Origin of the sequence: Citrobacter sp. TBCS-14 (genome assembly GCF_005280805.1) — a bacterium.
Lineage (GTDB): Bacteria > Pseudomonadota > Gammaproteobacteria > Enterobacterales > Enterobacteriaceae > Citrobacter > Citrobacter gillenii.
The window spans coordinates 1-339 of sequence record NZ_SZWM01000341.1; the positions used below are offsets into that span (position 1 = coordinate 1).

The following is a 339-nucleotide window of genomic DNA, read 5'->3' on the forward strand; positions in this document are numbered from 1 at the left end:
GTCGCAAGACCAAAGAGGGGGACCTTCGGGCCTCTTGCCATCGGATGTGCCCAGATGGGATTAGCTAGTAGGTGGGGTAACGGCTCACCTAGGCGACGATCCCTAGCTGGTCTGAGAGGATGACCAGCCACACTGGAACTGAGACACGGTCCAGACTCCTACGGGAGGCAGCAGTGGGGAATATTGCACAATGGGCGCAAGCCTGATGCAGCCATGCCGCGTGTATGAAGAAGGCCTTCGGGTTGTAAAGTACTTTCAGCGAGGAGGAAGGGGATGTGGTTAATAACCGCATTCATTGACGTTACTCGCAGAAGAAGCACCGGCTAACTCCGTGCCAGC

1 rRNA gene is annotated in these 339 nt (G+C 56.3%); it reads left to right on the forward strand.

Annotated elements, in window-relative coordinates:
• Positions 1-339 (forward strand): 16S ribosomal RNA (locus FDX22_RS15405); the annotation flags it as partial.